The sequence below is a fragment of the Agrobacterium sp. 10MFCol1.1 genome, from assembly GCF_000381165.1.
GTDB lineage: Bacteria > Pseudomonadota > Alphaproteobacteria > Rhizobiales > Rhizobiaceae > Agrobacterium > Agrobacterium tumefaciens.
The window spans coordinates 43,519-70,461 of sequence record NZ_KB906072.1 but is presented as its reverse complement, the minus strand read 5'-3'; the positions used below and the strand labels follow the sequence as shown (position 1 = coordinate 70,461).

The following is a 26,943-nucleotide window of genomic DNA, read 5'->3' as shown; positions in this document are numbered from 1 at the left end:
TGTAGTATGCGGCGGGCGAGGGTGCAAACCCTGTTAGCAGGATAAAAATCACAATTATAGGAAAATAATCCTTTACAGCGTGACGGTGGTTTGATAGGTTTAGGTCACAGTCGGAGATTTGCGGCTGAGCGGCAAAGGTCGGTTTAACCGATGCTTTTTCCGCGACACGTCATTTCTCTCGCAGGTCCACCTCATGGCAAATATCCTTAATTGCGATCTGGCGCTCCACGGCGTCTGGCAGGAAAGCTGCGCCTATGGCGGCGAGGGCAGGCTGGAGGCCGCACCTGAGATAAAATCGCGGGCCGACAAGCTGGCTGCCGAAGATGCGGCGCGCAATGGCAATCTGCGGCAATTGCTGAACGAGCTGACGGTGGAGATGCGCGAACAGTTCTGCATGTACCGCAACCTGCGGCAGACAAGCGAAGCGGCATTTTTATCAATGGTGGAGGATGCTTCGGGCAAACAGGCGCGCGCCGACGTGAAGGCCGCAACGGATCAGCTTTCGCTGATTGTGCGCACACTGGAACGGATCGATGCCCTGCAACGTGTGCTGGCAGAAGAGAGGCAGGCTCTTGCCGGCGAGGACGAAGCCGATACCGAAGATTACGAAATGGCGGTGGCGCATTTCCTCAAACGCATCGACGAACTGGCGGAACAGAAATGCCGCGCGAGGCTGGAGGCAGATCTGGCCCGTAGTGCATCTACAGAAGCAGACACATGACGGATGTTTCGAGCGAACCCCAACTGCAAAAGCAGGTCTTCACCCTTCTGCGCGACTGGCGTTTCATCGGCAACCTGCCGCAACAGCCGCCTGAGGGTGACTGGCGGACGTGGCTACTGATCGGCGGGCGCGGATCCGGCAAGACCCGCGCCGGGGCCGAATGGGTGCACAGGATTGCGTCCGCCGGCAAGCAATCTGATCTGCGCATCGCGCTTGTTGCGGAAACCCTGGGGGATGCCCGTGAGGTGATGATCGACGGCATTTCCGGCATCTGCCGTATCGCCCGCCGTTGCCGCCCCGCCTTCGAGGTATCGCGCCGCCGGCTCATCTGGCCAAACGGGGCCATGGCGCAGGTGTTTTCCTCTGAAGACCCAGAAAGCCTGCGCGGCCCGCAATTTCACATGGCTTGGGCCGATGAACTTGGAAAATGGAAATATCCGCAGGAAACATGGGACATGCTGCAATTTGGTCTGCGTCTGGGTGAGGCCCCACGGCAATTGGTGACGACGACGCCACGGCCCATTCCGCTCCTGAAGGCGCTTCTCACCGACCCTTCGAGCCGGGTGGCCAAAATGCCGACGGCGATGAATGCGCAAAATCTCTCACCCGGTTTCCTGAAAGCCATGCACGACCGTTACGGCGGCACGCGGCTGGGGCGTCAGGAAATCGGCGGCGAACTGATCGATGAGCGCGAAGGCGCGCTGTGGAAACGTGCCGATCTGGAAGCAATTGTGGAAACCGACCATGAGCCGCTGGCGCGGATCGTGGTCGCGGTAGACCCGCCCGCCGGTATCGGTGAAAATTCCTGCTGCGGCATCGTGGCGGCCGGGCTTGGCATTGCAGGCAAGTTGGTCGTGCTTGCGGATTGTTCGGTGGAAGGTGAAACACCGGCCGGCTGGGCGCGGGCCGTTGTCGCTGCCGTTCGCCGTCATGAGGCGGACCGGGTGGTGGCGGAAGTCAATCAGGGCGGCGAGATGGTGCGGGCAATGTTGCAGAGCATAGACGCCAATCTGCCGCTGACCCTTGTGCGAGCAAGCCGGGGAAAGTTCACCCGCGCCGAGCCGGTGGCGGCACTCTACGAACAGGGCAGGGTGCACCACGCCGCACGGTTTGAAAAACTAACCGACCAGATGGCGGATTTCGGACCCGACGGTCTTTCATCCGGACGCTCGCCCGACCGGCTGGATGCGCTGGTCTGGGCAATAACGGCGTTGACGACGAGTGTTGCGAGTGAGCCGAGGGTGCGCGGAATGTGATATCGGCGATTATTGGCCCCATGAATGAGAGCCAATTGCCTATCTAGCCGATGCATATTGGTTCTTCTCCCCGGCGGGGAGAAGAAATCCGGGTCGCCGTCAACGCCCAAAATCGGACGTCTGGCAGATCCTACTTCTTCGGAGACTGCGCGGGTTTCGGCTGAGAACCGGTTTCGCGCATCTGGCGCCACTCGTTTTCGAGCCGGTCATAAACGGTCTGGGGGATTGTCGCTGTCATGGTGGCATTCCTCCTTGAATGGTCAACGCTGCGGAAGTGCGCGGTGAATGGAGTTAGCGCGCTAAGGTTCCGCAACTCAAGGAATTTTTTACCTCAAAACCCCGGTCAGCGGATTAAAATCGATTAGGATTTTTTCAAATCGATTTAGTTCTGACGGCTGTCATGTGGAAAAAACAAAGGGTGATATCGCCCCCGATTTTCAGGAGCCGGCTGTGGCCTATGACGAGGCGCGATTCTTCGCGTCGGTGCGAATTTCCATCTACGGTGGTCGCCTGCGAGCTGCACAGCTTGACGGGACGAAGACGATCTTGGCCGGCTTCGGCAAGGCCCTGCCGGGCGGTGATCCCCGCTGGCTCGCCTACATGCTGGCCACCACTTTTCACGAGACGGCTGCGACCATGCAGCCGGTGCGCGAGACATTGGCGGTAAACGATGCCGAGGCGATCGCAAGGCTGGACCGGGCCTTTGCGGCAGGCAGGCTTCCCATGGTGCGCAAACCCTATTGGCGGCCAGACGCCGAGGGCAAAAGCTGGCTCGGGCGCGGTTTCGTGCAACTGACGCATCGCCGCAATTACGAGGCCATGTCGCAGCTGACCGGTGTGGACCTTCTGGAGCGTCCCGAGCGCGCCATGGAACCGGATGTGGCAACCGCGATCCTGATCCACGGCATGGTAGCCGGCAGCTTTACCGGCCGGAAGCTTGCCGATGTCTTCGAGGGTAAGCGTGAGGATTGGGAGGGTGCGCGCGCAATCATCAATGGCCGCGACCGGGCGCGGCTTGTCGGGGACTACGGCCGGGCATTTCATCGCGCCCTTTTGGCGGCGCGGATTGAACCGGCGCGGGCCAGATGATAACCCGTTAGCAAGCGCCGCAAGGGCCATATTCGAATTTTGCATGACAGGTGACACCGTGATCCGCCATATCGTTTTTTTCACCGTTCCCGAGGAAAACCGCGACGCCGTGCGCAAGGGGCTCTCCGGCCTCACCGCCATACCGCATTCGCTGAAGCTGGAAATCGGCGAGAATGTGAAGAAGGACCAATGGGGCAATTCGGTCGATTTCATCGTCTATGGCGAGTTCGAAAACGAGGCGGCGCTCGCGGCCTACAAGGCCGACCCCGCTTATGATCTTTCGACGCGTACGGTGAAGCCGCTGCGCGAGACGCGGGTTGCCGCTGATTTCAACAGCGATACGGCAGTGAAAGCGCCAATCCGGTAAGTTTCGTCAAGACTCGGGCTCTCGATCCTCATTCCTGTGCTTGTCACACGAAGCCAGCCGACGCGCGTCTGCGCGGCGAAAAGAGTGCTTTCAGTCCAAAAACTTGGGCTGGCTGAATCCCTGTGACGAGCACAGGGATGAGGGCCTGGCGGGAAACTGAGCCCGCATTAAAACAAGGACAATTCCATGCGATTTCCGTTTTCCCTGCCGTGGCGGCGCCCGGCGGATGGCAGAGCCGTGCCTGAACGCAAGACAGCGACGGGCGGCTTCATGGCGGTTGCGGCGCAGGGTGGGCAGGCATTCTGGTCCGGCCGCTCCTATGCCGCACTCGCCCGCGAGGGCTTCATGAAAAACCCGGTAGCGCACCGCGCCGCCCGCATGGTGGCAGAAGCCTCCGCATCGGTGAGCTGGCTGCTTTACGATGGCGATGAGGAGATCGGCGATCATTCGCTGCTCGCACTTCTAGGTAAGCCGAGCGCTCATATGGGCGGGCCGGACTTTTTCGAGACGCTGTATGGCCATCTGATGTTGGCTGGCAACGCCTATATCGAGCCGCTAGTGGTCGGCGAACGACTGCGCGAGCTGCATCTTCTGCGGCCGGACCGGGTGAGCATCATCGAAGGCGCGGATGGCTGGCCCGTGGGTTACGATTATCGTGCCGAGGGCCGCGCCATCAGGCGCATTGCCTCTGAACGTGACGGGCTGGGGCTGCTGCACCTGAAGCTTTTTCATCCGCTGGACGATCGGGTCGGGTTCGCGCCACTTGCTTCGGCGGGCGCGGCTCTCGATCTCCACAATGCCGCAAGCCAGTGGAACAAACGTCTGCTCGACAATTCCGCTCGCCCTTCCGGTGCACTGGTCTATCAGCCGAAAGAGGGTGGCAATCTCTCCACCGAGCAATATGAGCGGCTGAAGCGCGAGCTGGAGGAAGGTTATCAGGGCGCGATGAATGCAGGCCGGCCGCTTCTTCTGGAAGGCGGTCTCGACTGGAAGGCCATGGGGCTTTCGCCGCGCGATATGGATTTTCTGGAAGCACGCAACGGTGCCGCACGCGACATCGCGCTTGCACTCGGCGTACCGCCGATGCTGATCGGCATTCCCGGCGACAATACCTATGCCAATTACCAGGAGGCAAACCGCGCTTTTTATCGTCTCACCGTGCTGCCGCTCGTCAACCGCACGGCGGCACGGCTCTGCGGCTGGCTGTCGCCGATTTTCGGCTCCGGGCTGCGGCTGGAACCGGATCTTGACAGGATCGCCGGTCTTGCCGGTGAGCGGGACGCCCTGTGGACAAGGATCGGCGCAGCATCGTTTCTGACCGACGAGGAAAAGCGGGAGGCGGTGGGGTATTAGCCACCGTGCTTGAGCCACCGGGCTGCGTCTTCGACCAATTTCTGAACCAGCGGAATCGTTTTGTGAGGTTCGCCGTTCAAGCGATTCTGAAGACTCGCGAAATGGCGTTTTGAAACTGCACACCCGACCTGCGGGCGACGCGACGCGTCTGTCCGATTTTTCACATCCTAAACCGGAATGATTACCCATGTCTGAATTCGCCAATGAAGGCGGCATCTGGGCCGCCCGAATCACCGGTGCCGTCGCAGGCGCGGGTGTGTCGCTCGTCTACCTCCTGCCGAAAAGCAAACGCGAGGCGGCGAGCCGTTTCGTGACCGGCGTCTCCTGCGGCATGATCTTCGGCGGCCCCGTGGGCCTGTGGATCGTGCAGCAACTCGAGATTGCCGGCGCGCTTTCAGGCCGGGAAATCATGGTGGCGGGCTCTGCCGCTGCCAGCATGGTGGCCTGGTGGGGGCTTGGCCTGCTGGTGCGCGTCGCCGACCGCTACAACGCCCGTCCGCGCGCTTAGCCTCGACGCGGCACCCCTTTTCACATCGCAGGAGTTTCCCATGCACGTCTATCGCGGGCCGCGCCCCGCCACGCGCAAATTCGCCAATCTGGAACTGCGCGGCATAGCTGGCGACGGCACGTTTTCCGGTTATGCCAGCGTCTTCGGCGAGGTCGATCTCGGCCGCGACGTGATCGAGCGCGGCGCTTTCCGCCGCTCCATCGAGGAACGCGGTGCGGGCGGTATCCGGATGCTCTACCAGCACGATCCGGCCGAGCCGATCGGCGCATGGCGCACCATCCGCGAGGATGAGCGCGGGCTTTACGTGGAAGGTGTTCTCGCGCCCGGCGTCGCCCGCTCGCGAGAGGTCCATTCGCTGATGAAGACAGGCGCGCTGGACGGGCTGTCGATCGGTTTTCGCACGGTACGTTCCAGCAAGGAGGGGCGCTCCGGCAAGGCGGCACGCTCTGGCGTCAGGCGCATTCTTGAGGCCGATCTCTGGGAAATCTCTGTGGTGACCTTTCCGATGCTGCCGTCCGCGCGGGTATCGGATGTCAAACACGCCCGCTTCTTCCGCGACCGCGAAACCGAGCTGATGCGCACCATGCGCCGCGCGGCGCGTTCGCTTTTCGACACAGCCTTCAAACGCTGACTTCCTCCCAAACACTTCCGAAAACAAGGATGGCGACATGACAGACCAGATGACAAAACCGGCCGCAATGACGGTTGCGCCGCAGGTGAAGGCCGTGCCCGATACGATGACGGCGGCCTTCGACGAGTTCATGGAGGCCTTCGAGACCTTCCGCGACACCAACGACCAGCGGCTTTCCGATATCGAACGCAAGATGGGGGCCGACGTCGTGACCCGCGACAAGCTCGACCGCATCGACAAGGCGCTCGATGACAACCGCAAGATCATGGACGATCTGGCGCTCAAGAAAGCGCGCCCGGCGCTCGGCCGCAAGCAGGCGCATTCCCTCGATACGGATGAGCACAAGGCCGCCTTCGAGGCCTATATCCGCCGGGGTGAGGAGGGCGCGCTGCGCGATCTGGAGGCCAAGGCCTTTGCCGGATCGACAGGCGTCGATGGTGGTTATCTGCTGCCCACCGAAACGGATGGCGAGATCGGCCGCCGCATGACGGCGATTTCACCGATCCGGTCGCTGGCGACCGTGCGGCAGGTTTCCACTGCCGTGCTGAAGAAGCCGTTTTCGCCGGGCGGATTTGCCACCGGCTGGGTCTCTGAAACGGCGGCTCGCCCCGAGACGACGACACCGAAGCTCTCCGAACTTTCCTTCCCGACCATGGAACTCTACGCCATGCCTGCCGCAACCCAGGGGTTGCTGGATGATGCGGCCGTGGATATCGAGGCCTGGATCGCCTCGGAAGTGGACATTGCCTTTGCAGAACAGGAGGCAGCGGCGTTCATCGCCGGCGACGGCACCAACAAACCGAAGGGTTTCCTCTCTTATACGGCCGTCGCCAATGACAGCTGGAGCTGGGGCAATATCGGTTATGTCGCCACCGGTGTTGCGGGTGGCTTCGCCTCCGCGGGGCCAATGGATGTGCTGCTGGATGCCGTCTATGGACTGAAGGCAGGCCACCGCCAGAACGGCAACTTCGTGATGAACCGCAAGACGCAAGGGGCGCTGCGCCGCTTCAAGGATACCAGCGGCGCCTATCTCTGGCATCCGCCCGCTGCCGCCGGGCAGCCCGCCTCGCTGATGGGCTTTCCCGTGATGGAGGCCGAAGACATGCCGAATGTCGCGGCAAACAGCTTCGCCATCGCTTTCGGTGATTTCCGCGCCGGTTACCTCGTGGTGGACCGCACCGGCGTGCGCATCCTGCGCGATCCCTATTCGGCAAAACCCTATGTGCTGTTCTACACCACCAAGCGCGTGGGCGGCGGCGTTCAGAACTTCGAGGCGATCAAGCTGGTGAAGTTCGGGGTGAATTGACCACAATCTTCCCCGTCACCCCGGACCAAGTCGGGGGTGACGGCGTGCGGATGCTACATTTTCGCCAAACGCTTTCGGCCGAAATTCTTTCTGTCCCATACCCGGAGACCCCATGACCTATGCCCTCATTCATCCGCCGCAGGCGGAGCCGCTGACGCTTGCCGAGGTGAAGGCGCATTTGCGTCTCGACGGCGGCGACGAGGATGCGCTGCTCGCTGCGCTGATCCTTACCGCCCGCGAGCATCTGGAACGTACGACGGGACTTTGCCTGATACGCCAGACCTGGCGGCTCTATCTCGACCGGTGGCCGCCGAGTGGCATGATTCTGATTGGTAAGGGACCGGTGCAAACCATCGAAACGATTCTGGTTTTTGACGGTCAAGGGCGCGCGGCCGACATCACAGCCGCCGACAGATTGCTTGACGGCGAGGCGCGCCCGGCGCGGCTGTGGCTGCGCGACCTGCCAGCACCCGGACGGGTGATGAACGGCATCGAGATCGACTTCATTGCCGGTTACGGTGAGGCGGGAACCGATGTGCCCGATACGCTGAAACGCGCCATGCTGATGCATGTGGCCCAGATGTTCGCCTTCCGCGGTGCCGTTGCTCTGGAAAATCAACCCGCAGCGGTTCCGGCCGGTTACGAGCGGCTGGTGTCGCCGTTCTGCCGTGTGGGGCTCTGAGCCATGAACCTCGTTTTTCTCGACCCCGGCAAGCTTACGGCGCGGTTGGAGCTGGAGGTGCGCAGCGAGGTAACGGACGGGCAGGGTGGGGCCGCGGAAAGCTGGAGTTTCCTGCGTTCGCTCTGGGCGGCTATCGAACCTGTTTCGAATGCCTCGCATGAGCGGGCCTCGGCTGAGGGCGTAACAATCACCCACCGCGTCTGGCTGGTCTGGCGCAGCGACATTGTTGCCGGCATGCGCTTTCGCAAGGGACGGCGCATTCTGGCGATCCGGGCCGTGATGGATCCGGACGAGACCCGCCGTTTCATCGTCTGCCGCTGTGAGGAGGAAAGCCCGTGAGTGCCGCAAATGTGCTTCTACAGACGATTTTCGCAAAACTTTCCGGCGACGCTGCTCTGATGGCGCTTATCCCCGGCGGTATCGTCGACCGGCTTTTGCCGCGCGCCATCCTGCCCCTGATCGTTATCGGCGAACTTGAAAGCCGCGATTACTCGACGGCGACGGAAAAGGCCGAAGAACATTTTCTGTCGCTGGACATCTGGAGCGATGCCAATGGCCGCAGGTGCGCGGGTGAGATTGCCGGGCGGGTGAAAACCCTGCTCGACGATGCCGCCCTTCCGCTTGTCGGTATCTCGCTCGTCAATCTGCAGCTTCTCTCGAGCCATTCGCGGCGCGAGCCGAAGACACGGAACTTCCTCGCAGAAATGCGTTTCAGGGCGGTAACGGAATAGGGTCGGTTCAGGAATTCTGTTTGCGCACGGTGCGCCAAAGCACGATCAGCAGCAGAAACGAAATGCTGATCAGCACGGCGGCGATGGTGAGCATGGCCGCCACCCCTCCGCGATCCAGCGCCAGCGTGAAAATGACGGGCGCCACGGCAATGGCAAGGTTCTGCGGCAGGGAGATACGCGCAGCCTGAAGGCCATATTGTTCCGGTGAAAATACTGCGAGCGGCAACACCGCGCGACTGACGGTGAGCACGCCCGCGCCAAAGCCGAAGAAAATGATGAAACCGATGAAAGCGGGCATGGCCGGGGCAAATACGAGCAACAGCACGAAGGATGCGAGCAGCATACCTAAGCCGATCATGCAGGTGACGAAGGGATTGCCGTGTTTTCCAAGCAGAAAATCCAGCCCGCGCGCCATGATCGCAAGCACGCTGCGCACGGCTGCCAGTTGCACGGCGAGCGATTGCGATGCGCCGGCATGGACCAGCAGCAGAGGCAGGAGCGGCGAAAAGCCAAAGGCTGTGAAGGCGCTAAGCGTCGTCATTGCCGCCAGAAGCAGAAAGGCGCGCCGCGTATCGACAGGCGATGTCGAGACCGCCGCGCCTTTCGAAGTGCCTGGAGTATTGCTCGTCCTTCGTCCGGGAAGGACAAAAACATAGAGTGGCAGAAGCACGAATATCTGCAGACAGGCATATACCAAAAGGGTGCCGCGCCAGCCCAGGTGCTGATCTGCGACGGTGGTGACGGGCAGGAAAACCGCTGCCGAAAGCCCGGTAAACACCATCAGAAGCGTCAGCGACCGGCCACTTTCCGCGCCGACACGTTCCACCACAGCCGTATGGGCCGCCGTCGTCAGGCCGCAGGTCGCGGCCAGACCCATCACGACCCAGCCGAGGACATAGCTGATCACGCCGCCCGCAAAGGCGAGCACGACAAAACCCGCCGTGAAGAGCAACGAACCCGCCACAAGAACAGGGGCGGCACCACGGCGCACCAGCGTTCTTCCCAGAAGCGGGCCGCAGAGGGCGCTGATCGTCATCATGACGGTGAGACCGGCAAAAACGACCTCGTTGGCGATGGCCAGTTCCTGTCCGATGCGTGGCCCCAGTATGGCCAGCATGTCGAAACCGGTGCCCCAGCTGACGACCTGCCCAACCGCAAGCACGCCGAAAAGGCGCGCGCGAGACGTGAAGGGGGTGGCATCAGACATGATGAAAATCGCGGGTGCGAGATGCGGGAATGCTTTTGGTAGCAGGCCAGTTGCGACCCGGCAACATCAAACGAGACGACATCAATCGAAACGAGAGGGAGACCACCATGGTGGCGCAGAAGGGCAAGGACCTGCTGCTGAAGTTCAACAACGCCGGCTCCTATGTAACCGTGGCGGGGCTCAGAACCAAGCGTCTGGCCTTCAACGCGCAGGCGGTCGATATTACCGACGGCGAAAGCGCCGGGCGCTGGCGCGAGCTTCTGGCCGGCGCCGGCGTGCAGCGGGCATCGCTGACGGCGTCGGGCATCTTCAAGGATCAGGCAAGCGATGCGCTGGTGCGTGGCGCATTTTTCGCCGGCTCCATTCCGGGCTGGCAGATCGTCATTCCTGACTTCGGCACGATCACCGGGCCGTTCCAGATCGTCGCGCTCGAATATTCCGGTCGCCACGATGGCGAAGTGCAATTCGAGACCGCGCTGGAATCGGCCGGTTTCCTTAATTTCGGAGCACTGTGATGCCGCAAGGGTTACGTTACGGGCGGGCGAACCGCCATCGCGGCGAGATCGAGGCGCTGATCGATGGCGAAAGGCGCGTTCTTTGCCTGACGCTCGGCGCTCTCGCCGAACTCGAAACCGCCTTTCAGGCCGATGATCTCACCGCGCTCGCCGAACGTTTCGCAGCCGGACGTATGAAGGCGACCGATATGATACGGGTGATCGGCGCAGGTCTGCGCGGCGCGGGCAACGTGTTTTCCGATCAGGACGTGGCCGCAGCCACGGTAGAAGGCGGCGTTGCCGGCCACGCCGCCATCGTCGCCGATCTCCTGACAGCCACCTTTGCCGGTTCGAGGGGCACACCGCCGGACCCTTGAGTGCCGCAGCAGGTGAGGTGGGCGATCTGACGCCGCGTCCTTTTCCCTGGGAGGCGGTAATACACACCGGTTTCCACCTGCTGCGGCTTTCCTCCGAAACCTTCTGGCGGCTGACGCCAAGGGAATTCTTTGCCATGACCGGCGGCATCCGCCCCGCTTTCCACACCCTCGACCGCCCGGCGATGGATGCGATGATGCGGCGGTTTCCGGATGGGTGAGTGTGGTTTGCTATTTTGGGGGACGTGCATCTTTCGTGAAAACGACCAGGCAATTCAAACATCTACGGCTCCGTTTTGAATCAGAAAGGCAAGCGTGATGGCAGGCGAAGTATCGATTGCGGACAGTCGCGAGGAAGCGGAAGCGCTCTCGGAGGTGATGGGTGATCTCGAACGGCGTTCCGAGCGGTTCGGGGCGGCGTTGACTTCTGCCATGCAGGCCGCGGTGACGGGCGGCAAGGGGTTGGATGACGTGTTGCGCGGGCTTGGCGAACGGCTCTCCGGCATTGCGCTTTCCGCCGGGCTGAAGCCGCTTGAGAACAGGATCGGCAATGCCGTGGGCGGGCTTTTGAATGGCGGCGGTTCGCTGTTTGCCTTTGCCGATGGCGGGGTGCCGGGACGCAGTATCACGCCCTTTGCCGATGGCGGTGTGGTCGCAAGCCCGGCCTTCTTCCCGATGGGCGGCGGGCTTGGCCTGATGGGCGAAGCGGGTGCCGAGGCGATCCTGCCGCTGAAGCGTGGTTCGGATGGGGCGCTCGGTGTTGCCGCACCGGCGGGTGGCGGCGGCGCGCAGATCGTTTTCAATGTGACGGCGACGGACGCGGCGAGCTTCAGAAAAAGTGAAGGCCAGATCGCCGCCATGCTGGCGCGCAGCGTCGGGCGTGGCCAGCGCGGCCTGTGACGGATTGGACCTCCTCCCTGCAAGACCTCTGTGTCGAGCGTGATCCTTCCATCTTTCCCAGACTATCAAAACGAATCCAGGAACAACGACATGGCGGCATTTCATGAAGTGCGGTTTCCGCTGAGGCTGGCGCTTGGCGTGAGCGGCGGGCCGGTAAGGAGAACCGATATCGTCAACCTTTCCAATGGGCGGGAGAACCGCAACCAGCGTTGGAAGAATGCCAGACGCGCCTATGACGCAGGATCGGGCATTCGCTCCGTTGCCGATCTTTACGAGGTGCTGTCCTTTTTCGAGGCGCGGCGCGGTGAACTCCATGGTTTTCGGTTTCGCGACCCGGTGGATTTCAAATCATGTCCGCCGGGCCAGACACCTGCTGCAAGCGACCAGAAGATTGGCACCGGTGACGGCACGACGACGGCTTTTCAGCTGGTGAAGACCTATGCCGATGCGGGCGGTTCTTTCACCCGGCGGGTGGAGAAGCCGGTCGAGGCTTCGGTCATCATCTCAGTCGATGGGGTGAAAGCCGTTTTGTCGGATTTTTCGGTCGACCGTGTGACCGGTACGGTGACGTTTCGCGCCGGTAAGGCGCCGCCTGCCGGTGCCGCAATCCGGGCCGGTTTCGAATTCGACGTGCCGGTGCGATTTGCAATCGACCGCATCGACGTGAACCTTACCGCCTTCGAGGCGGGCCGCATTCCCTCCATTCCATTGATGGAAATCCTGCCATGAAGACCATTCCTGCCGCTTTGGCCGAACATCTGGCGGGCGAGGCCACGACCACCTGCCATTGCTGGAAAGTGACGCTGAAGGACGGCGAGGTCATCGGTTTTACCGACCATGACGGGACCCTTTCCTTCGCCGGTACCGCCTACCTGGCCGCAACCGGCTTTGGTGCGAGTGACAGCGACAGCGAGGCCGGACTTGGCGCGAGTGCGGGCGAAGTGACGGGCGGCTTTTCCAGTGAGGCGATTTCCGAAAGCGATCTGGCCGCCGGACGTTTCGATGGTGCGCAGGTGGCGCTCTACCTCGTCAATTGGCAGGTGCCGGAACAGCATGTGCTGCTGAACATGCGCGAAATCGGCGAGGTGACACGGGCGGGCGGAGCGTTTCGTGCCGAGCTGCGCAGCATCGCCCATCGTCTTTCCCAGCCGCAGGGCAGGGTCTATGGGCGGCGCTGCGATGCCGCCCTTGGTGATCGGCGATGCGGCGTCGATCTCAAGCGATTTACCGGCACTGGCAGCGTTGCGGGCATGGACGCGGCGGGCAACCTGCTGGTGACAGGGCTGGACGCTTTCGCCGATAGTTTCTTCAGCCGTGGGAAATTGCAGTTTCTGAGCGGCCAACTTGTCGGCAAGGGTTTCGATCTCGACAGCCACGAGAAACGCGATGGCGGCACGCTTCTGTCCTTTTGGCTCGCTCCGGAGCAACCGCCGCAGCCGGGTGATGTTTTTTCCGTCATCGCCGGTTGCGACAAGAGTTTTGCGACCTGCAAGGCCAAATTCGCCAATCACCTGAACTTTCGTGGCTTTCCGCATCTGCCGGGGGCGGATTTCGCCTATTCCTACGCCAGCGGCGGCCAGACCCATGACGGCGGGGCGCTGTTTCCATGAGCAGTACCTCAGAAAAAGTGCTGGCGCTCGCGCAAGGCTGGATCGGCACGCCCTACCGGCATCAGGCGTCGTTGCAAGGCGTTGGCTGCGATTGCCTCGGCCTTGTCAGGGGCATCTGGCGCTCGCTTTACGGCGAGGAACCGGAACTGCCGCCGCCCTACACACCAGATTGGGCCGAGCGGGGCGGCGAGGACCGGTTGCTGAAGGCCGCGAAACGTTATTTTTCGGCGGTGCCTGATATGGAAGAGGCTATGCCGGGCGACCTGCTGCTCTTCCGCTGGCGGGCCGATGCAGCGGCGAAACATCTCGGCATTCTCGCCGGGCCACAGCATTTCATCCATGCCTATGAACAGGCGGCAGTTGTGCGCTCGGCGCTGGTGCCCGGCTGGAAGCGACGTATTGCTGGCGTCTTCCGATTTCCCGAACCCTGACATTTTTCGAGGCGACCATGGCGACCATTCTCTTTCAGGCGGCGGGTGCAGCACTCGGCGGCGTTTTCGGCCCCGTGGGTGCCATCATCGGCCGCGCGGCTGGCGCGCTGGCGGGCAATGCCGTCGACCGCGCGCTCCTTTCGAACGGGCGGACGGTGTCCGGCGCCCGGCTTTCCACAGCGCGTATTCCGGGTGCGGACGAAGGCGCGGCCATCAACCGGCTTTACGGCACGGCGAGAATCGGCGGTACGCTGATCTGGGCGACGCGCTTTGAGGAAAGCGTCGAGGTGACGCGTCGTGGCGGCAAGGGCAATCGCGGCCCGAAGGTTGAGACCTTTCGCTATTTCGCCAATCTCGCCGTCGGGCTGTGCGAGGGCGAGGCGGCCATGGTGCGGCGCGTCTGGGCCGATGGGCGGGAACTGGACCTGAGCGCCATCGAGATGCGCTTTTATCCCGGCAGCGAGACGCAATTACCGGATCCGCTGATCGAGGCAAAACAGGGCGCAGGCAATGCACCCGCCTTTCGCGGGTTGGCCTATGTGGTATTCGAACGCCTGCCGCTTGACAGCTATGGCAACCGCATTCCGCTGATGCAGTTCGAGGTGGTGCGACCGGTCGGCCGGCTGGAAAAAGCCATCCGTGCCATCACCGTCATTCCCGGTGCGACGGAACACGGTTACGCCACGGCGCAGGTTTCGGAACGCACCGGCATGGGCGAAAGTCACATCATGAACCGCAATTGCCTGACGGCCTTGACCGACTGGCAGGCCGCGATCGACGAATTGCAGGCGCTGTGCCCCAATCTGCAAAGCGTGGCGCTGGTGGTGGGCTGGTTCGGCACCGACATGCGCGCGGGCGAATGCCGCATTCTGCCGGGTGTGGAAGTGGCGGGTCGCGACAGGGAAAGTGCAGCATGGTCCGTCGCCGGTGTTTCGCGCGGGCAAGCGCATCTCGTCAGCCATCACGGCGGCGGCCCGGCCTATGGTGGCACGCCGGATGATCAAAGCGTTGTGCAGGCGATAGCCGACCTCAAGGCGCGTGGTCTGAAGGTCTGCCTTTATCCATTCGTGATGATGGATGTGCCAGCCGGCAACGGCCTGCCGGACCCATGCGGCAAAGGCGAGCAGGACGCCTATGGCTGGCGCGGACGCATCACCTGTTTTCCGGCACCTGGCCTGGCAGGTTCGCCCGACCGCAGTGCAGGCACGCGCACGGAGATTTCCACCTTCTGCAACCGCACTGAGGGGTATCGACGCATGGTGCTGCATTATGCGGCGCTGGTGGCGCAGGCGGGTGGGGTGGATGCCTTCCTGATCGGCTCGGAGCTGCGCGGGCTGACAAGCCTGCGCGACCATAACGACGCCTTTCCTTTCGTGGAGGAACTGGTGCGGCTGGCGGCGGATGTGCGCGCCGTTGTCGGGTCGGCAACGAAACTGACCTATGGCGCGGACTGGAGCGAATATTTCGGTTATCAGCCGGCGGACGGTTCCGGCGACGTGTTCTTCAATCTAGATCCGCTTTGGGCAAGCCCTGATATCGATGCCATCGGCATCGACAACTATATGCCGCTTTCCGACTGGCGCGACGAGGATGCCGCAAACGGCAATCCTGATGGTATGAGCGGCCCGGACGATGCTAACGCCTTCCGTCGTGCCATCACGGCGGGCGAGGGTTTCGACTGGTATTACGCCAGCCATGCCGACCGCGCGGCGCGGCGGCGCACCCCCATCACTGATGGTCTCAAGGGCAAGCCGTGGGTATTCCGCTACAAGGACCTGCGAAGCTGGTGGCAGAATGCCCATTTTGACCGGGTGCGCGGTGCAGAGAAATTGACGCCAACCGCATGGGTGCCGGGGTCGAAACCGATCTGGTTCACCGAACTCGGCTGCCCGGCGGTGGACAAGAGTGCGACGCGCCCGAATGTCTTTCCCGATCCGAAATCGGCGGAAAACGCTTATCCCTATTTTTCCCGCAGAAGCCGCGCCGACAGCCAGCAGCGACGGTTTCTGGAGGCGCATCTCGACCATTGGAGGGGGAAGGGGGATGCGGCGATGGTGGATCATAACCGCGTCTATATGTGGACCTGGGATGCGCGGCCGTTCCCCGCCTTTCCGCAGAACGGCGCGGCCTGGAGCGATGGGGCCAACTGGCGTACCGGCCATTGGCTGAACGGCCGGCTTGGGACTGCCACACTTGCCGATACCATCGCCGCGATCCTGACGGACCATGGCTTTTCCGGCTTCGACGTCTCCGCCGTCAGTGGCGATCTGACGGGATATGTGCAGGGCGACGTGACCTCGGCCCGCAACCTCCTGGAGCCGTTGATGTCGGCGTTTCAGGTGGATGTGGCCGAGGACGGCGGAACCCTGCGCTTCCGCTCTCGCAATACGGCGGTTCTGCCAGTGCGTGACGCTGCCGTGCTGGCCGATCTGGACGACGAACCGCTGTGGTCGGAAAATCGCGGCCATGACAGCGATTTCGCCGCAGAGGCCGTGCTGACCTCGTTCAATCCGGCGCTGGACTACGAGCAGGCGAGCGTGCGTTCGCGCCGTATCGACAATGCCGGCAGCCGCGTCATGCGGCTCGACCTTAGCGCAGTACTCCCGGCGGAAACAGCGGAAGTCGCAGCTGAGGCCCTGTTGCGTGACAACAGGCAGGCGCGGCGCACGCTGCGTTTTGCGTTGCCGCCCGCAGATATCGCTCTGGAACCCGGCGATTGCATCCGTCTCCCGCAGAATGTGTTTTCGGAGGCTCCGGCAGGGAGGTTCCTGGTTAGCCGGATTGAGGACGGTACTGTACGGCAGGTGGAGGCGCGCGCCTTTTCCGCCGCATCCGCTGCTTTTTCGGGCGCTGTGGATGAGCGTCGTGTTGGCGGGGCAAACGGCGCGGAAGGCTTTGCCCCGGAGGTGCTGTTTCTCGACCTGCCGCGCCATGACGGCACAGCGTCTGAAAATTCGGCGCAGATTGCCGTTTTTGCACGGCCATGGCGGCCAATCGTCGTTTCGTCCTCCGCAGGCACGGAAGGCTACCGGCAGCGCGCCGTGCTTGACCGGCCCGCGATGATCGGCACGTTGGCCATGCCGCTGACATCAGGCCCCTCCGGCCGTTTCGACCGGCAAAACACCATCCTGATCGATCTGCCATCCGGTGAGCTTTCCTCGGCCACGGAGCTTTCGGTGCTGAACGGCGAGAACCGCATGGCGGTGAGGGCCGCAAACGGTGTTTGGGAGATCATCGCTTTCGCGCGCGCAGAGGAAATTGCGCCCGCGCGCTGGCGGCTTTCCGCTTTGTTGCGTGGGCTTGGCGGCACGGAAGATGCGTTGGCCATTGGCGCGCCGGTGGGCGCCCCTGTCGTGGTGCTGGACGCGGCGGTGCAGCCGCTCGGTCTTGCCGCGACCGAACGCGGACGGCGGCTGAACTGGATCGCCGAGACGGTGGGAATGGCGGGCGCCCCCGCCGGTCCTTTTGTCTTCGAGGGTGGCTTGCGGGCTGAAACGCCGCTCGCGCCGGTGCATCTTGCGGCCGAGCGGCGCAGGGACGGCATTTTGCTGCGCTGGGTGCGCCGAGGCCGGATGGAGGCCGATGGCTGGGACGCGAGCGAGATACCGCTGGAAGAGCCGTTCGAGCGTTACCGCGTGGAGGTGCTGGATCGCGAGGCCGTTCGACGCACGGCAGAGGTCTCCGAACCCTTCTGGCTGTACCCCAAAGCGGGCGAACTCACAGATTTCCCGACCTTGCGGGATCACATTTCCGTGCGTGTCCGTCAGCTCGGCCGTGCGGTGCCTCTGGGAGTGGCGGCGCACGCCGTTCTCCCACTCTGACAACCACCTGAAAAACAACGCAAAGGACGAGATTATGGATAGTACCAAGGCATGGTATCAATCGCGCACGATCTGGGGCGCCCTGGTTGCGGTTTTCGCACCGCTTTTCAGCGTCGCTGGTCTTGATCTTCCCGCCGGGCTGCACGGCGAGCTGGCGGAGGGACTGGTGACCGTTGCGGGCGGAATTGGCGGCCTCGTCGCACTTTACGGCCGCCTTTCGGCAACCCGTGCCATCCGCTGACGCCACTAGCGCCCATACCGTCCCCGCCGTGCGTCGTGGCGTCGGGGGCGGCATTCATTTGCCATTCAGACGCTTTGCGCTACATATTCGGTCACAATACGGTTCGAGACGCAGCCGATTTTTTTGGAAGATTTGTGCAATGGCATCACCTCTCATCATCGCGACGCTTGCAGCCGGGCTTTCCGGTTTCACGGCGCCCGAGGCTGATTTGCAGGGCCATTACATTCTGGCTGCAAGCGATTGCGGCGCGGCCGTTGCCCGCGTGGTGCGCGAAACCGGTGGTCAGCTTCTTTCGGTCTATCCCTCCGGTGACGGTCAGTCCTGTGTAGTTACCGTTCTCGTCCAGGGTAATGGCGAGCGCCCGCGCAAGGTAACGATGCGCGTGCCGATGTAGCCTTGCCCGCATCGCCGAAATATCGGAAAACAATCCGACACAGTTAGCATGACCGGCGACGCGCGCGCGGGCCGGGACGTAAGGAAAGGGCGGATAATGCGTATTCTCGTGGTTGAGGACGATGCCAATCTCAATCGTCAGCTGACCGACGCGCTGAAAGAAGCCGGTTATGTTGTCGATCAGGCATTTGACGGCGAGGAAGGCCATTATCTAGGCGATACCGAACCCTATGACGCGATCGTTCTCGATATCGGCCTGCCGCAGATGGACGGCATCACCGTCGTCGAGAAATGGCGCGCGGCGGGCAAGGCCATGCCGGTCCTCATTCTCACCGCCCGTGACCGCTGGAGCGACAAGGTGGCGGGTATCGATGCCGGTGCCGACGATTACGTGACCAAGCCCTTCCATGTGGAAGAAGTTCTTGCCCGCGTGCGTGCGCTCATCCGCCGCGCCGCTGGCCACGCTTCCTCCGAGCTCGTCTGCGGACCGGTCAAGCTCGATACCAAATCCTCCAAGGCAACGGTCAACGGCGTGACGCTGAAGCTCACCTCGCATGAGTTCCGCCTGCTTTCCTATCTCATGCATCACATGGGCGAGGTCGTCTCGCGCACGGAGCTGGTCGAACATATGTACGATCAGGATTTCGACAGGGATTCCAACACGATCGAGGTGTTTGTCGGACGTTTGCGCAAGAAGCTCGGGGTTGATCTGATCGAGACCATCCGTGGCCTCGGTTACCGGATGCAAGCGCCGGCAGATGCGAAGTAGCTCTCTTACCGCCCGCGTTCTTCTTCTCGCCTCCGCCTGGTCGGCGCTGGCGCTGGTGGTCATTGCCGTCGTGATCTCGACGCTCTACCGGCAGGGCGTGGAGCGCAGCTTCACCGATCTTCTGCGGGCGCAGCTTTATAACGTCATTAATTCCGTGACGATTTCGAACGAGAATACGCTGGCCGGCAGCCCGCAGCTCGGCGATCTCCGGTTCTCGCAGCCCGATACCGGCTGGTACTGGGTGGTGGAGCCGCTCGGCAATTTCCAGACCGCACCGCTGGTCTCCTCTTCGCTCGGCGTCGCGTCCTTGCCGGTGCCGAGCATTATCGATGCTCCCTTCGATAACAGATACGAGCGGTTTTATGCCGTGACCGACGAGGCGGGCAACAAGGTGCGGGTGGCGGAAACGGAAGTCGTGCTGGATGGTGAGGGCCGTGCGGCGCGTTTCCGCGTTTCCGGCAACCTGAATGTCGTTGAAGACGATGTGCGCAATTTCTCCAACAGCCTTTATCTGGCGCTCGCCGTCTTCGGCGTCGGCAGTCTGGTCGTCAATGGCCTTGCGATTCTCTACAGTCTGCGGCCGCTCGATCAGGCCCGTCTGGCGCTCGGAAAGATCAGGGGCGGGGAGGCGGAAAGCCTCGAAGGCGAATTCCCGCGCGAAATCCAGCCATTGGCGAACGAAGTCAATGCGCTGATCGACAGCAACCGGCGCATCGTCGAGCGCGCCCGCATGCAGGTCGGCAATCTCGCACATTCGCTGAAAACGCCGATTGCCGTGCTTCTGAACGAGGCCCGCACGCTGGAGCCGCAGCACGGCGATCTGGTGCGCGCGCAGGCTGACGCCATGCAGGCGCAGGTGCAGTCTTATCTTTCGCGCGCCCGCATTGCCGCCCAGCGCGGCTCGATTCTTGCGCGCGTGGAAGCGGAGCCGGCGCTGGAACGGCTGGTGCGCGTCATGCGCCGCCTCAACCCCGACAAGCAGTTCGAGCTGAATTTCGAGCATCCGGGGGCGGTGCTGGGCATGGAACAGCAGGATCTGGAGGAGATCGTCGGCAATCTTCTCGAGAATGCCGCGCGTTTTGCGCAGACCAAAGTCGTCGTCACGCTTGCGACCGGCACTCACCCGTCCTCCGACCCCGAAATGGGCCGGCGCTCATGGGTGGAGTTGATCGTGGAGGATGACGGGCCGGGGCTGGAGCCCGGGCAGATAAGCGAAGCGATGAAGCGCGGCAGGCGGCTGGACGAAAGCCGTCCGGGCACCGGCCTCGGATTGTCGATCGTTTCCGAAGTGGTGTCTGAGTACCATGGCCACTTTTCCCTCTCGCGCAGCGGGATAGGTGGCCTGAAAGCCGATTTGATTTTGCCTGGCCTCTCGAAAGAGCTTGCGTGAGGCAAGAAAAAAGGCAAGAAATTCAATGCCGATATATAACGCGCGGTGCGGTAAGGAAAAGAGGACAGGGTTTGGTTGACGTGTATGATGGCTGCCGCTCCGTGACGATGCGTTCGCTGGTGTCACGCCCGGCACTTCTCTCGATCCTGTGCGTATCGATGCTGAGCGCCTGCACCACCACGGGCACCCGCTCGGCCGGTGGCAGCCTGTTCGGCGGTTCGGCACAACCTTCAACGCCGTTCCTTGCCAACATGCAGGGCGGCATTGTCGGACGAAGCGGTCTGCAGCTCGAAAAGGGCGACCGCACCAAAGCGCTGGAGGCCGAATATCGCGCACTGGAAACCGCCCCGGTCGGTACGCCGGTGACATGGACCGGCGACGATGCCAGCGGCCAGGTGGTTGCCAATGCGCCCTATCAGGTGGGCAACCAGAATTGCCGGCAATATTCCCACACGCTGACTGTCGATGAAAAGGAAACCCGGGTTCGCGGTGCGGCCTGCCGCAATGCCGATGGCAGCTGGTCTCCTTTGACGTAAATCAAGGTCATGGACCTTTCCGAGTGACAGGAAGGGCTATAGCGATGCACCTGGACGCCGGGCGGTGCGGCGTGATGTCTCAAATTCGCGTCCTCTCCGCGCTTCATGTTTCCATGTGCCGTGCATTCGAGTAATTGAGCCTTATGTTCTGGATTGTCGTTGCGATATTGACGGCGGCTGTCGCCATCGTCCTGATGTACCCGCTGATGCGGAAGACCGAGGTGTCGCAGACGCGCCGCGACGGCGAGGTTGCAGTCTATCGCGACCAGCTTGCCGAACTGGACCGCGAGCGTGCCGCTGGCCTGATCGGCGAGACGGAGGCGGAATATGCCCGCGCCGAAATCGGCCGCCGGCTGCTTGCCGCAGCCGATACCCGTCAAGACGCTGAAAGCAGCGCCCGGCCGCTGCGGCACAATCTCGCCGTAACCCTGATTACCGTTTTGCTGCCCGCACTTGGCCTCTGTCTTTACATCTGGAAGGGAAGTCCGGAAGTGCCGGACATGCCGCTCGAGGCGCGTCTGGAGCAACCCGGCAACGACATGAACCTTCTGGTCGCCCGTGCCGAGCGGCACCTGGCCGAAAACCCCGACGACGGTGCAGGCTGGGATATCCTGGCGCCGATCTATTTCAAGACGATGCGGCTTGGCGATGCCGAGCTTGCCTATCGCAACGCGCTTCGTTTGCAAGGGCCGAGCACAGAACGGCTGACGGGACTTGGCGAAACACTGGTGGCGAGCAATGACGGCATCGTCATCGAGGCTGCGCGTGAGGCCTTTGCCGAAGCCGAGCGGCTGAAACCCGGCAATCCACGCGCCCGCTTTTATCTGGCGCTGTCGCTGGAGCAGGCGGGCAAGGCGCAGGAGGCACGTGCGGCCTTTGCAGCACTGGCGGCGGATGCACCAGCCGGTGCGCCATGGTTGCCGCTGGTGCGGGAACATATCGCCAGAACCGGCGGCGAGGCAGCGCCCGGCCCGACCGCAGGCGACGTGGCGGCGGCGAAAGACATGACGCCCGCCGACCGGCAGGCGATGATCGAGGGCATGGTGGCGAGCCTCGACGCCAAGCTCAAGGAAAATCCCGGTGATTTCGAAGGCTGGATGCGCCTCGTGCGCGCCTATTCCGTCTTGAACAATGCAGCGAAGGCGGGCGAGGCACTGAGAGCCGGTTTGCAGGTTTTCCCGCCTGAGGGCGAAGAGGGTAAGCAGCTTCTGGCGCTGGCGAAGGAATTGGGAGTTTCCGCCGGACCCGTTCGCATGGACGGGCAAGGGCGCGCGATGCCGCAGGGAGTGACGCAATGACCCGCAAACAGAAACGGCTCGCAATCATCGGCGGCGGCATGAGCTTCATCGTCGCGGCCGTGCTGCTCGTCATGTTCGCCTTCGGCCAGTCCATAGCCTATTTCTACATGCCGGCCGATCTGGAGAAGACGCCGGTCAATCCCGGCACCCGCATCCGCCTTGGTGGGCTGGTGGCGGAAGGCTCCGTCAAGCGCGGGGAGGGCCGCACGGTGAGCTTCACAGTGACTGACGGTGAAGCAAACGTGCCCGTCAGCTATACTGGCATTCTGCCCGATCTTTTCCGCGAGGGGCAGGGCGTGGTGACTGAAGGCGTTTTCGATGCCGCGACCCATGGCTTTGTTGCCGACAGCGTTCTGGCCAAGCATGACGAAAACTACATGCCGAAGGAAGTGGCCGACCGGCTGAAAGACAAGGGCCTGTGGCAGAACACCGGAGAGGGCGGGCAACCTTCCGGCGCAGCGCCTTCTCCTGCGGGGGCTTCAGCCGACAAGACCGGAGCGATAAAATGATCAATGAGATCGGCCACTACGTTCTGGTTCTGGCACTCGCCGTGGGGCTGATCGTCTCGACGCTGCCGGTGATCGGCGCGCGCCGTAACGACCGGGCGCTGATGGATATCGCCTCGCTCGGCTCCGTCGTGATGTTCCTGCTCGTGGCCTTGTCCTTTGCAGCGCTGACGCGGGCCTATGCGGTTTCGGATTTCTCCGTGCGCAACGTCTGGGAAAACTCCCATTCGCTGATGCCGATGCTCTACAAGTTGACTGGCGTCTGGGGTAACCATGAGGGCTCCATGCTGTTATGGCTGCTGATCCTGGTGTTTTTCAGTGCGCTCGTTGCCGTCTTCGGTCGCAACCTGCCGGAAACGCTGAAAGCCAATGTGCTGTCTGTACAGGCCTGGATTTCCGTCGCGTTCCTGCTGTTCATCCTGCTCACCTCCAATCCGTTCATGCGTCTGGAGCGGGTGCCGGCCGAAGGGCAGGACCTGAACCCCATCCTTCAGGACTTCGGCCTCGCCATACATCCGCCTCTGCTTTATCTCGGTTATGTCGGCTTTTCCGTCTGTTTCTCCTTCGCCGTCGCTGCACTTCTGGAGGGCCGGATCGATGCGGCCTGGGCGCGCTGGGTAAGGCCGTGGACGCTCGCCGCATGGACCTTCCTGACGGCAGGTATCTCCATGGGATCTTACTGGGCCTATTACGAACTCGGCTGGGGCGGCTGGTGGTTCTGGGATCCGGTTGAAAACGCCTCCTTCATGCCATGGCTTGCGGGCACCGCACTGCTGCATTCGGCACTCGTCATGGAAAAGCGCGAAGCGCTGAAAATCTGGACCGTGCTTCTGGCGATCATGACCTTCTCGCTGTCGCTGCTCGGCACCTTCCTCGTGCGCTCCGGCGTCTTGACCTCCGTGCACGCCTTCGCCACCGATCCGAGCCGCGGCATCTTCATTCTCGGCATCCTTACCGTTTTCATCGGCGGAGCTTTCGCGTTGTTCGCATGGCGGGCGCCCTCGCTGAAGGTGGGTGGATTGTTCGCGCCGATCTCACGCGAAGGGGCGCTGGTCCTCAACAATCTGATCCTGACGGTCTCGACCGCAACGGTACTGATCGGCACGCTCTATCCGCTCATTCTCGAAACGCTGACAGGCGAAAAAATCTCGGTCGGGGCGCCGTTCTTCAACCTCACCTTTGGCCTCCTGATGATCCCGGTCCTGATCGTCACGCCATTCGGGCCGATGCTCGCCTGGAAGCGCGGCGATCTTCTCGGCGCTTTCCAGCGGCTTTATGTGGCGGCCGCCATTGCAGCCCTTGCCGGGCTGACGCTCTGGTACGTGGAGAACGGCGGCCCGGTACTCGCCGCACTTGGCATCGCAGCCGGTTTCTGGCTGATCTTCGGGGCGCTTGCCGATCTCTGGTATCGGGCCAATTTCGGCAAACTGGCTTTCGGCATCGCTTTTCGACGCCTCAAGGGCCTGCCGCGTTCGGCCTTCGGCGCCGCACTTGCCCATATGGGGCTTGGCATCACCGTGCTCGGCATCGTCACCGTCACCACCTTCGAGACCGAAACCGTTCTGGAAATGAAGCAGGGCATGGAGGCGAAGGCGGGCGGCTACAGTCTCACCTTCGATGGCATCCGCCATGCCGTCGGCCCTAATTTCACCGAGGATCGCGGCCATTTCACCATACGCAAGGCGGGTGTGGAAGTAGCCGACGTCTGGTCCTCCAAACGGCTCTACACCGCACGGCGAATGCCGACCACGGAAGCGGGCATTTTGACGTTCGGCCTCAGCCAGCTCTACGTCTCGCTCGGTGACCCGATGGCGGATGGCGGCATGGTAGTGCGCATCTGGTGGAAACCCTTCATCCTGTGCATCTGGGGCGGCACGCTGTTCATGATGGCCGGCGGTTTGATATCGCTCTCCGACAGACGGTTGAGGGTGGGCGCACCGAGCCGCAAGGCGAAGCCGGCAAAAACGGCCGCGATGCCGGAGGCGGCGGAATGAGGGAGGTTGTGTCGGGGCTCACGCTCCTTCTCGTTCTCATGTTTACGTCATGGCCGGCCTTCGCCTTCAACCCGGACGAGGTGCTGAAAGACCCCGCACTGGAACAGCGCGCCCGCAATCTCACGTCGCAACTGCGCTGCATGGTCTGTCAGAACCAGTCGATCGATGACAGCAATGCCGAACTGGCACGGGACCTGCGCGTTCTGGTGCGGGACAGGCTGGTGGCAGGCGATAGCGATCAGGCTGTAGTCGACTACGTCGTGTCTCGTTACGGCGAATTCGTGCTGCTGAAACCGCGTTTCAGCATGCGCACCGCACTTTTGTGGGGCGCGCCCATCGTTCTGGCGCTTGCGGGAATATTCGCCATCCTCGTTTTTTCGCGTCGGCGCGCCACCCAGGAGCGGCCGGAAAAACTGAGCGCGGACGAAGAAGAGAGAATTCGTAATCTCATTGAAAAATAACTGATTTTCATATCCGTCCTCGGTTCTTTTTCAACATTACGGTTTTTTCATTCGTCAGACACTTCGCTGTAAGGTGTCGCCTCCTATATCTTCATCATCCACCGCTTCTCCCCCGGTCAAACGGGTTCCAGTCTGAATGAAGAAAGAAGGTACACCATGTCTCACTCGCAAAACGGACGCTCCTCGCTGAAGACGGTTCTGAAGGCAACGACCGTTGGCGGTCTTGCCGCGCTGATGCTTTCCACAGGCATCGCCGCACCGATCGTTCATTCCTTTGCCGCTCCGGTCGAGGTGACTGCGCCGCAGGTTCCGAGCTTCGCCAATGTGGTCGAGGCGGTTTCGCCCGCCGTCGTCTCCGTTCGCGTCCAGTCGAACGTGCAGCCCGCTTCCGATGATTCCAGCAACTTTTCCTTCAATTTCGGCGGCCGTGGTCTCGACCAGCTGCCGGACGACCATCCCCTGAAGCGCTTCTTCAAGGAATTCGGCGGCCCCAACCAGGACCGTCCCGACCGTGGTCCGAACCGTCACCGTGACGGCAAGGGTCCGCTGCGCCCCGTCGCTCAAGGATCCGGCTTCTTCATCTCCGAAGACGGTTATGTCGTCACCAACAACCACGTTGTCGATGACGGCTCCGCCTACACGGTGGTGATGAATGACGGTACCGAACTCGAAGCCAAGCTCGTTGGCCGTGATCCGCGTACCGATCTGGCGCTGCTGAAGGTCGATGTGAACCGCAAGTTCACCTATGTGCAGTTTGCCGACGATAGCAAGATTCGCGTAGGTGACTGGGTCGTAGCCGTCGGTAACCCCTTCGGCCTCGGCGGCACGGTAACCTCGGGCATCGTTTCTGCCCGTGGCCGCGATATCGGCTCCGGCCCCTATGACGATTACCTGCAGATCGACGCCGCCGTGAACCGCGGCAACTCCGGTGGTCCCGCGTTCAATCTCAACGGTGAAGTCGTTGGCATCAACACCGCGATCTTCTCGCCCTCCGGCGGCAATGTCGGTATTGCTTTCGCCATCCCGTCGTCCGTTGCCAAGGACGTGATCGCCGACCTGCAAAAGGACGGCAAGGTCGAACGCGGCTGGCTCGGCGTGCAGATCCAGCCCGTCAGCAAGGACATTGCCGAGTCGCTTGGTCTTGCCGAAGCGAAGGGCGCGCTCGTCGTCTCGCCGCAGTCCGGTTCGCCGGGCGACAAGGCTGGCATCAAGCAGGGTGACATCATCACTGCCGTCAATGGCGACCCGGTCAAGGATGCCCGCGATCTGTCGCGCCGCATCGGCAGCATGACGCCAAACAGCAAGGTTGAAATCTCGCTCTGGCGCGGCGGCAAGTCGCAGTCGGTCACCGTGACGCTTGGCGATCTCGCAAGCGACGATGCCTCCAAAGCAACGCCGGGCCAGGAAAACGACAGTGGCAGCAAACCTTCCAGCGCAAAGGTGCTGTCGAGCCTCGGCCTGACGGTTGCGCCCGCTGACGACGGCAACGGCCTTGCCATCACTGATGTCGATCCGGACAGCGACGCCGCTGCCCGTGGCCTGAAGACGGGTGAGAAGATCACCTCCGTCAACAACCAGCAGGTGGCTTCTGCCGCCGATATCGAGAAGGTTCTCGAGCAGGCGAAGAAGGACGGACGCTCCAAGGCGCTGTTCCAGATCCAGACGGACAGCGGCAGCCGCTTCATCGCACTGGATATCGACCAGGGTTGATAATCTGAGATGCGACGCCGGTTCGTCTTCGAGCCGGCGTCGCTCGGGACTGTCTCTCACCTTGAGGGCGGGACAGAGTATGTGGAACGCGCGTGCCGCTTGTTTCTTCTCCGCTAGGGAGGAGAAGGTCGCGGCAGCGGGATCAAGGGCAAGGCCAGCGATAG

General features: G+C 62.4%; 30 protein-coding genes. 29 read left to right on the top strand and 1 reads right to left on the bottom strand.

The genetic code is table 11. From position 1 onward, the window contains the following. Window positions 1–193 precede the first annotated feature (193 nt). The 11 genes from F617_RS0100370 (at window position 194) to F617_RS0100310 (ending at window position 8,644) form a co-directional block, all read left to right on the top strand. Window positions 194–721 carry a hypothetical protein gene (locus F617_RS0100370; protein WP_019564085.1) on the top strand — a complete coding sequence of 176 codons (528 nt, stop codon included), beginning with the start codon at window positions 194–196 and terminating at the stop codon, window positions 719–721. Continuing rightward, window positions 718–1,977: a DNA-packaging protein gene (locus tag F617_RS0100365; RefSeq protein ID WP_019564084.1), complete on the top strand. Its 1,260-nt coding sequence runs from the start codon at window positions 718–720 to the stop codon at window positions 1,975–1,977. The genes F617_RS0100370 and F617_RS0100365 overlap by 4 nt, the downstream gene beginning before the upstream one ends. A gap of 450 nt (window positions 1,978–2,427) precedes the next feature. Further along, a complete protein-coding gene (locus F617_RS0100355; protein ID WP_026330600.1) occupies window positions 2,428–3,066 on the top strand; it encodes a chitinase in 639 nt (212 codons plus the stop codon). A gap of 43 nt (window positions 3,067–3,109) precedes the next feature. Continuing rightward, window positions 3,110–3,433, top strand: a complete 324-nt coding sequence (locus tag F617_RS0100350; RefSeq protein WP_003512096.1) for a Dabb family protein — start codon at window positions 3,110–3,112, stop codon at window positions 3,431–3,433. 186 nt (window positions 3,434–3,619) lie between these two features. After that, the gene (locus tag F617_RS0100345; RefSeq protein ID WP_019564082.1) at window positions 3,620–4,786 is read left to right on the top strand and encodes a phage portal protein; all 1,167 of its coding nucleotides are present in this window, start codon (window positions 3,620–3,622) and stop codon (window positions 4,784–4,786) included. A gap of 187 nt (window positions 4,787–4,973) precedes the next feature. After that, complete coding sequence (locus F617_RS0100335; RefSeq protein WP_003512100.1) at window positions 4,974–5,294, top strand: DUF6107 family protein; 321 nt, start codon at window positions 4,974–4,976, stop codon at window positions 5,292–5,294. A 40-nt stretch (window positions 5,295–5,334) separates the two neighbouring features. Further along, window positions 5,335–5,925 carry an HK97 family phage prohead protease gene (locus F617_RS0100330; RefSeq protein WP_019564081.1) on the top strand — a complete coding sequence of 197 codons (591 nt, stop codon included), beginning with the start codon at window positions 5,335–5,337 and terminating at the stop codon, window positions 5,923–5,925. Between the two features lie 37 nt (window positions 5,926–5,962). Further along, complete coding sequence (locus F617_RS0100325; protein ID WP_019564080.1) at window positions 5,963–7,231, top strand: phage major capsid protein; 1,269 nt, start codon at window positions 5,963–5,965, stop codon at window positions 7,229–7,231. 112 nt (window positions 7,232–7,343) lie between these two features. Continuing rightward, a complete protein-coding gene (locus F617_RS0100320) occupies window positions 7,344–7,913 on the top strand; it encodes a head-tail connector protein (protein WP_019564079.1) in 570 nt (189 codons plus the stop codon). A 3-nt stretch (window positions 7,914–7,916) separates the two neighbouring features. After that, window positions 7,917–8,252 (top strand): phage head closure protein, encoded by a 336-nt coding sequence (locus F617_RS0100315; RefSeq protein ID WP_013635738.1) that lies wholly within the window; start codon window positions 7,917–7,919, stop codon window positions 8,250–8,252. After that, window positions 8,249–8,644: a DUF3168 domain-containing protein gene (locus tag F617_RS0100310; RefSeq protein WP_019564078.1), complete on the top strand. Its 396-nt coding sequence runs from the start codon at window positions 8,249–8,251 to the stop codon at window positions 8,642–8,644. Before F617_RS0100315 ends, F617_RS0100310 begins: the two co-directional genes overlap by 4 nt. Before the next feature lie 7 nt (window positions 8,645–8,651). Here F617_RS0100310 and F617_RS0100305 read toward each other — a convergent pair whose 3' ends face one another. Beyond that, window positions 8,652–9,851 (bottom strand): MFS transporter, encoded by a 1,200-nt coding sequence (locus F617_RS0100305; RefSeq protein ID WP_019564077.1) that lies wholly within the window; start codon window positions 9,849–9,851, stop codon window positions 8,652–8,654. Window positions 9,852–9,958: 107 nt separating this feature from the next. On the opposite strand from F617_RS0100305, the gene F617_RS0100300 reads away from it, so the two are divergent. The 18 genes from F617_RS0100300 to F617_RS0100215 all read left to right on the top strand — a co-directional run bounded on the left by F617_RS0100300 (window position 9,959) and on the right by F617_RS0100215 (window position 26,779). Next, the gene (locus F617_RS0100300) at window positions 9,959–10,366 is read left to right on the top strand and encodes a phage major tail protein, TP901-1 family (protein WP_003512111.1); all 408 of its coding nucleotides are present in this window, start codon (window positions 9,959–9,961) and stop codon (window positions 10,364–10,366) included. Next, complete coding sequence (locus tag F617_RS0100295) at window positions 10,366–10,722, top strand: gene transfer agent family protein (RefSeq protein WP_019564076.1); 357 nt, start codon at window positions 10,366–10,368, stop codon at window positions 10,720–10,722. The genes F617_RS0100300 and F617_RS0100295 overlap by 1 nt, the downstream gene beginning before the upstream one ends. Then, the gene (locus F617_RS0100290) at window positions 10,719–10,940 is read left to right on the top strand and encodes a rcc01693 family protein (RefSeq protein ID WP_013635743.1); all 222 of its coding nucleotides are present in this window, start codon (window positions 10,719–10,721) and stop codon (window positions 10,938–10,940) included. The genes F617_RS0100295 and F617_RS0100290 overlap by 4 nt, the downstream gene beginning before the upstream one ends. Before the next feature lie 97 nt (window positions 10,941–11,037). Beyond that, window positions 11,038–11,619 carry a phage tail tape measure protein gene (locus tag F617_RS0100285; RefSeq protein ID WP_019564074.1) on the top strand — a complete coding sequence of 194 codons (582 nt, stop codon included), beginning with the start codon at window positions 11,038–11,040 and terminating at the stop codon, window positions 11,617–11,619. A gap of 90 nt (window positions 11,620–11,709) precedes the next feature. Then, window positions 11,710–12,348, top strand: coding sequence for a TIGR02217 family protein (locus F617_RS0100280; protein ID WP_019564073.1), 639 nt, complete (start codon window positions 11,710–11,712; stop codon window positions 12,346–12,348). After that, window positions 12,345–13,229, top strand: coding sequence for a DUF2163 domain-containing protein (locus tag F617_RS0100275; RefSeq protein ID WP_019564072.1), 885 nt, complete (start codon window positions 12,345–12,347; stop codon window positions 13,227–13,229). The genes F617_RS0100280 and F617_RS0100275 overlap by 4 nt, the downstream gene beginning before the upstream one ends. After that, on the top strand, window positions 13,226–13,660 hold the full coding sequence (locus F617_RS0100270) for an NlpC/P60 family protein (protein WP_019564071.1): 435 nt from the start codon (window positions 13,226–13,228) through the stop codon (window positions 13,658–13,660). The genes F617_RS0100275 and F617_RS0100270 overlap by 4 nt, the downstream gene beginning before the upstream one ends. A gap of 17 nt (window positions 13,661–13,677) precedes the next feature. Then, a complete protein-coding gene (locus F617_RS0100265) occupies window positions 13,678–17,481 on the top strand; it encodes a glycoside hydrolase/phage tail family protein (RefSeq protein ID WP_019564070.1) in 3,804 nt (1,267 codons plus the stop codon). 34 nt (window positions 17,482–17,515) lie between these two features. Next, window positions 17,516–17,722, top strand: coding sequence for a hypothetical protein (locus F617_RS0100260; RefSeq protein ID WP_019564069.1), 207 nt, complete (start codon window positions 17,516–17,518; stop codon window positions 17,720–17,722). A gap of 139 nt (window positions 17,723–17,861) precedes the next feature. Continuing rightward, the gene (locus F617_RS0100255) at window positions 17,862–18,116 is read left to right on the top strand and encodes a hypothetical protein (RefSeq protein ID WP_003497070.1); all 255 of its coding nucleotides are present in this window, start codon (window positions 17,862–17,864) and stop codon (window positions 18,114–18,116) included. 96 nt (window positions 18,117–18,212) lie between these two features. Beyond that, entirely contained in the window at window positions 18,213–18,884 is a 672-nt protein-coding gene (locus F617_RS0100250; protein ID WP_003512135.1) for a response regulator transcription factor, read from the top strand. Further along, the gene (locus tag F617_RS0100245) at window positions 18,874–20,274 is read left to right on the top strand and encodes a HAMP domain-containing sensor histidine kinase (protein ID WP_003512137.1); all 1,401 of its coding nucleotides are present in this window, start codon (window positions 18,874–18,876) and stop codon (window positions 20,272–20,274) included. Before F617_RS0100250 ends, F617_RS0100245 begins: the two co-directional genes overlap by 11 nt. Window positions 20,275–20,381: 107 nt before the next feature. Further along, on the top strand, window positions 20,382–20,810 hold the full coding sequence (locus tag F617_RS0100240; protein WP_025592860.1) for a membrane protein: 429 nt from the start codon (window positions 20,382–20,384) through the stop codon (window positions 20,808–20,810). Between the two features lie 143 nt (window positions 20,811–20,953). Next, window positions 20,954–22,108 carry a c-type cytochrome biogenesis protein CcmI gene (ccmI, locus tag F617_RS0100235; protein ID WP_019564067.1) on the top strand — a complete coding sequence of 385 codons (1,155 nt, stop codon included), beginning with the start codon at window positions 20,954–20,956 and terminating at the stop codon, window positions 22,106–22,108. Next, window positions 22,105–22,617, top strand: coding sequence for a cytochrome c maturation protein CcmE (gene ccmE / locus F617_RS0100230; protein ID WP_003512141.1), 513 nt, complete (start codon window positions 22,105–22,107; stop codon window positions 22,615–22,617). Before ccmI ends, ccmE begins: the two co-directional genes overlap by 4 nt. After that, entirely contained in the window at window positions 22,614–24,608 is a 1,995-nt protein-coding gene (locus F617_RS0100225) for a heme lyase CcmF/NrfE family subunit (RefSeq protein ID WP_003512142.1), read from the top strand. Before ccmE ends, F617_RS0100225 begins: the two co-directional genes overlap by 4 nt. Continuing rightward, window positions 24,605–25,069 (top strand): cytochrome c-type biogenesis protein, encoded by a 465-nt coding sequence (locus tag F617_RS0100220; protein WP_019564066.1) that lies wholly within the window; start codon window positions 24,605–24,607, stop codon window positions 25,067–25,069. The genes F617_RS0100225 and F617_RS0100220 overlap by 4 nt, the downstream gene beginning before the upstream one ends. A 156-nt stretch (window positions 25,070–25,225) precedes the next feature. Next, the gene (locus F617_RS0100215; RefSeq protein WP_003512147.1) at window positions 25,226–26,779 is read left to right on the top strand and encodes a Do family serine endopeptidase; all 1,554 of its coding nucleotides are present in this window, start codon (window positions 25,226–25,228) and stop codon (window positions 26,777–26,779) included. The last annotated feature ends 164 nt before the right edge of the window (window positions 26,780–26,943 follow it).